The sequence below is a fragment of the Mesorhizobium sp. M7A.F.Ca.US.014.04.1.1 genome, from assembly GCF_003998745.1.
Taxonomy (GTDB): Bacteria; Pseudomonadota; Alphaproteobacteria; order Rhizobiales; family Rhizobiaceae; genus Mesorhizobium; species Mesorhizobium ciceri.
Genome location: NZ_RZRW01000550.1, coordinates 1 through 3,754 on the forward strand (window position 1 = coordinate 1; position 3,754 = coordinate 3,754).

The window sequence follows — 3,754 nt, forward strand, 5'->3', positions numbered from 1 at the left end:
GTGCAGCGGCGCCGAGCTGATCGGCAATGACTGCGTGGTGCCCAGGGATACCGATGTCGCCAACGCGCTCGGCGCCGTCGTCGGCCAGGTCAGGGTTTCGGCCGAGGCGCGGGTCAGCCAGCCCATAGAAGGGCTGTTTCGTCTCGCCTCGGGCGAGACCGTACGCGATTTCCTCGACGAGGCAGCGGCGATCGCGGCGGCCGAGGCCGATGTCCGCGCCATCGTCGCGGAGCGCGCCAGGGATGCCGGCACCGACAGCGCCGAGATCGACGTCGCCACCGAATTCCGGGTCTCGACCGTCGAGGCCCAGCGCATGTTCATCGAGGCGCATGTCGTGGCCGTGGCCTCGGGAAGGCCGCGCATTGCGGTTTGAGCGACGCGGCGAAATACGCCACCTTCACCCTAAGCTGAATTGACCCGGCAAACCTGACATGCCAAAGGCCCGCAAAGCCTTTCATCTGGAGTAGCCTGATGACCGACCGCATCGAGATCGCCGGATTGCGGATTGCCCGCGAGCTGCATGAGTTCGTGGCCAGGGAAGCGCTGCCGGGCACGGGGATCGAAGCGGACGCCTTCTGGAACGGTTTTTCGGCCGTCGTCCATGATCTGGCGCCGAAGAACCGGGAGCTGCTGGCAAAGCGTGACGCCATCCAGGAACAGATAGACGGCTGGTATCGCGATCACGGCGCGCCGGTCGACATGGAGGCCTACAAGGGCTTCCTGAAAGGGATCGGCTACCTCGTTCCCGAAGGCCCGGCCTTCAGCGTGTCGACCGACAACGTCGACCCGGAAATTGCTGATGTTGCCGGACCGCAGCTGGTCGTGCCGGTGATGAATGCGCGCTATGCGCTCAACGCTGCCAATGCGCGCTGGGGTTCGCTCTACGATGCGCTCTACGGCACCGATGCCATCCCCGAAACGGATGGCGCCGAAAAGGGCAAAGCCTTCAATCCGGCACGCGGCGCCAAGGTCGTCGCCTGGACGAAGACCTTTCTCGACGAGGCTGCCCCGCTCACGTCCGGCAAATGGGCCGGCGTCAATGGCCTGTCGCTGGCGCAGGGTGCCTTGCGGCTGAGCGCCGGCGCCGGCTCGACGACGCTGGCCGACCCCAGGCAATTCGTCGGCTATCGCGGCGATGCCGCCAATCCCGATGCCGTGCTGCTTGTGCGCAACGGCCTGCACATCGAGATCGTGATCGACCGCAACAACCAGATCGGCCGCACCGATCCGGCGGGCATCGCCGATGTCATCCTGGAATCGGCGCTGACCACCATCCAGGACTGCGAGGATTCGGTCGCGGCGGTGGATGCGCCAGACAAGGTCGTCGTCTACCGCAACTGGCTCGGCCTGATGAAGGGTGACCTAGCGGAAGAGATCACCAAGGGCGGCAAGAGTTTTGTCCGCAAGCTCAATCCCGACCGCGCCTACACCGCGCCCGCCGGCGGCACGCTGACCGTGCCCGGCCGCTCGCTGATGCTGGTCAGGAATGTCGGCCACCTGATGACCAGCCCGGCGATCCTCGACCGCGACGGCAATGAGGTTCCGGAAGGCATCATGGATGCGGCGATGACGGCGCTGATCGCGTTGCACGATGTCGGGCCGAACGGCCGCCGCGCCAATTCCCGCGCCGGCTCGATGTATGTCGTGAAACCCAAGATGCATGGGCCCGACGAAGTCGCCTTCGCCGTCGAGATATTCGACCGCGTCGAGGCCCTGCTCGGCATGGCGAAAAATACCATCAAGATGGGCATCATGGATGAGGAGCGGCGCACCACCGTCAACCTCAAGGAGGCAATCCGCGCCGCAAAGGAGCGCGTCGTGTTCATCAACACCGGCTTTCTCGACCGCACCGGCGACGAGATCCACACCTCGATGGAAGCCGGCCCGATGATCCGCAAGGGCGACATGAAGCAGGCCGCCTGGATTTCCGCCTACGAGGCGTGGAATGTCGACACCGGGCTGGAATGCGGGCTGGCCGGCCACGCCCAGATCGGCAAGGGCATGTGGGCGATGCCGGATCTGATGGCTGCGATGCTGGTGGAGAAGATCGTCCACCCCAAGGCCGGCGCCAACACCGCCTGGGTGCCGTCGCCGACGGCGGCGACGCTGCATGCCACGCACTATCACAAGGTCGATGTTCACGCCGTGCAGGCGGCGCTGAAGAACCGGCCGAAGGCCAGGCTCGACGACATCCTGTCGGTGCCCGTTGCCGTGCGGCCGAACTGGTCGCCCGAGGATATCCAGAAGGAACTCGACAACAACGCGCAGGGCATTCTTGGCTATGTCGTGCGCTGGATCGACCAGGGCGTCGGCTGCTCGAAAGTGCCTGACATCAACGATGTCGGCCTGATGGAAGACCGCGCCACGCTGCGTATTTCCTCACAGCACATCGCCAACTGGCTGCACCACGGCGTGTGCAGCGAGGACCAGGTGATGGCGACGATGAAGCGCATGGCTGACATCGTCGACCGCCAGAACGAGGGCGACCCGCTCTACGAGCCGATGGCGGCCGACTTTGACAAGTCGATAGCCTTCCTCGCCGCCTGCGACCTGGTATTCAAGGGCCGCGCCCAGCCCAACGGCTACACCGAGCCGGTGTTGCACGCGCGGCGGCTGGAACTGAAGGCGCAGCAGGGCTGAAGAGGCCAGTCCCTGCCGTGAATGGGGCGGCAGGTCTTCGGCCTGACTTCCTCCGGAGGTGAGGCGTCAGGAAGCTGTATGGTCCAGGAGCCGGATGGTGGGATCGCGACGGTGTTCGGAGTTGACCCTATCGACGCCTTCCACCGTAATCGCGATCGTCCCGTTTTCCACTCTTGCTATCCAGCCCTTCGCTTTTAGATACCAGAGATGAAACTCGAGATGCTCTCGCGGACAGTCTGACAGGCGTTCGAGCTCCACATCCCCGATCCCGGGATTGCTGACGTCGTGCCGGCGCTTCGCGTAAAGCAGCGACAGCAGCCTGGCCTGGATCACGACATCCCGCTCGATGCCTTTGCTGTTGCTGGCTTCCTCGGTCAATTCGCGGCGAAGGCCGGCATGGTCCCTATACGCGATGTCGTATTGAGCGCGTTTGACCGGATCCTTGAGCGTGTTGTGGGCTTCCACGATTTCACTGAAGCGGGCTTCATCGCCGGTTTCGCGATTGTCGGGATGATAGCGCATCGCAAAATAGCGAAATATGCGCTCCAGCGTTTCCGAGTTGGCGTTCGGGCTGACTTCCAAAACTTCGTAGTAGTCAACGAACATAGCGGACTCCCCGACCGCAATCATATTCACATTATCTAAATAAGGAATTCCCAATGCGGAGACCAAGACTTTGGTCCGATGCGATGACGTCCACGCCCCCGAAGACGGAGAAACGGCCGGCGCCCGGTCGGTGGGGGCCGTTGGGTGGTGAGGACGTCGACCAAGCGGACAATCAGGTCCGCCGCAGTGCGGAGATGGCCGATTCGTCGGATGACGGTTATGGCGTGATTGCGGAAGGTGGTGTGGCAGAGTCGGCTTGTCGGGCGGCGAGTGATCTACGCCGCCTGCGCCACCCGCTCCGAGCTCATGCGGTAGGAAATCGCTTCGGCCAGATGGATGCGGCCGACGGTTTCGCTGGCGTCGAGATCGGCGAGTGTCCGCGCCACCTTCAGCACCCGGTGATAGGCTCGCGCCGAAAAGGCGAGCTTTTCGCTGGCGTCCTTGAGCAGCGACAGGCCGGCGGCGTCCGGCATGGCGATCTCCTCGATGACCGAGTGCGCGCAATGCG

At 64.0% G+C, this 3,754-nt stretch carries 2 protein-coding genes and 2 pseudogenes; 2 read left to right on the forward strand and 2 right to left on the reverse strand.

Annotated features, from left to right (window positions below):
- Both EOA22_RS27210 and EOA22_RS27215 read left to right on the forward strand, forming a co-directional pair.
- A pseudogene (locus EOA22_RS27210) lies at window positions 1-373 on the forward strand (hydantoinase/oxoprolinase family protein); the annotation flags it as partial.
- Window positions 374-471: 98 nt separating this feature from the next.
- Entirely contained in the window at window positions 472-2,640 is a 2,169-nt protein-coding gene (locus EOA22_RS27215; RefSeq protein WP_063169667.1) for a malate synthase G, read from the forward strand.
- 66 nt (window positions 2,641-2,706) lie between these two features.
- On the opposite strand, the gene EOA22_RS27220 is transcribed toward EOA22_RS27215, so the two are convergent.
- Together EOA22_RS27220 and EOA22_RS27225 are read right to left on the reverse strand one after the other, a co-directional pair.
- Window positions 2,707-3,246, reverse strand: a complete 540-nt coding sequence (locus EOA22_RS27220; RefSeq protein WP_013528603.1) for a J domain-containing protein — start codon at window positions 3,244-3,246, stop codon at window positions 2,707-2,709.
- 275 nt (window positions 3,247-3,521) lie between these two features.
- Window positions 3,522-3,754, reverse strand: a pseudogene (locus tag EOA22_RS27225) (YifB family Mg chelatase-like AAA ATPase); the annotation flags it as partial.

What these genes read in the sequence shown, in the direction of transcription:
- EOA22_RS27215 (WP_063169667.1), top strand. Translation starts at nt 472, where the DNA reads ATGACCGACCGCATCGAGATCGCCGGATTGCGGATTGCCCGCGAGCTG.
- EOA22_RS27220 (WP_013528603.1), bottom strand. Translation starts at nt 3,246, where the DNA reads ATGTTCGTTGACTACTACGAAGTTTTGGAAGTCAGCCCGAACGCCAAC.